This window comes from Paenibacillus albidus, from assembly GCF_014644435.1.
Lineage (GTDB): Bacteria > Bacillota > Bacilli > Paenibacillales > Paenibacillaceae > Paenibacillus_AQ > Paenibacillus_AQ albidus.
Genome location: NZ_BMKR01000105.1, coordinates 1 through 1,328 on the forward strand (window position 1 = coordinate 1; position 1,328 = coordinate 1,328).

1 protein-coding gene is annotated in these 1,328 nt (G+C 47.4%); it reads right to left on the bottom strand.

What is annotated here, in order from left to right:
- Positions 1-1,294 (bottom strand): non-ribosomal peptide synthetase (locus IEY53_RS34775; RefSeq protein WP_229696542.1); only part of this gene is annotated, 1,294 nt, incomplete at its 3' end.
- Positions 1,295-1,328 lie beyond the last annotated feature (34 nt).

Consider the following 1,328-nt stretch of genomic DNA (forward strand, 5'->3'; position numbering starts at 1 on the left):
GCTCCGCTTTAGGGACCTGCTCTATCGCAGCGTAGATGCCTACTTCGGATGCACGGATCAAGGTAGCCATTTCGCTCAATATTGGAGCTTTAAATACATCACCGAGGGAGAGATTCACCTGAAGCTCCTTGCTGACTCTCGACACGAGGGTAACCGCCTTTAGCGAATGACCTCCGAGCCCAAAGAAATGGTCCCGTAACCCTACCCTTGGAACGCCCAGTATTTCTTGCCAAATCTCAGCCAATTTCTTCTCGGTGGAATGCTGCGGTGCAACATAACCCTCTTCTGTATTGAATCCAGACTCCGGCTCGGGAAGAGCCTTCCTGTCTACTTTGCCATTTTGATTTAACGGCAGTCTGTCTAAAGTAACATAGTAGGAAGGAACCATGTAGTCTGGCAGCTTCCCAACCAGATATTCGCGAATGTCATCTGCACTCAGTTGAGTTGTCGGCACAACATAGGCGCACAAGCTTTTCTGACCGTTTCTCCATTCCTTTGCAACAACGATCGCCTCTTTTACAAATTCGTACCTAATGATCTCTCTTTCAATTTCTCCAACCTCTATTCTGTAGCCTCTGATTTTGAGTTGGTCATCCATTCTTCCGAGAAACTCGATATCTCCACCCGGTAGCCACTTGGCCAGATCGCCTGTTCGGTATAACCTTGCATGGTCCGCAAAGGGATTGGGAATAAATTTCTCTGCCGTCAGCTCGTCCAAGTTTTTGTAGCCTCTGGCTACACCATCACCACCAACCCAAAGCTCTCCTGGCACACCTATAGGAGCGATCTTACCATAGCAATCAACGATGTAAGCATTGGAGTTGCTGATTGGACGACCAATTGGAATGTTCATCTCAATGTCTCTGTCGATAAGATAACAAACGGAGAATGTCGTATTTTCCGTCGGGCCGTACCCATTGACCACCTGTAGTCCTGAGTATGTTTTTCTCACCTGGTTAATAATTTTTGGCGTTAACACATCTCCGCCGACAATCAACGTCCTTAACCCTTCAAACATAGTCGGGCTTTCCAGTGCTAATTGATCGAACAACGGGGCGGTTAACCACATTATTGTTATTTGATTCGCCTTAATCGATGCTTCCAGCATTTGTGGATTTAAGATTGTTGCCTTATCGATCACATACAGCTCCAGACCGTTCAATAGCGCCCCCCATATTTCATAGGTGCATGCATCAAATACTTGGGCTCCCGTCTGTAAGATACGGTCTCCTTCTTCGAATGTGATATAGTTGGTGTTCCGGACCAATCGAACAACGTTCCGATGCTCTACCATGACCCCCTTCGGTTTCCCTGTTGAGCCCGAGGTG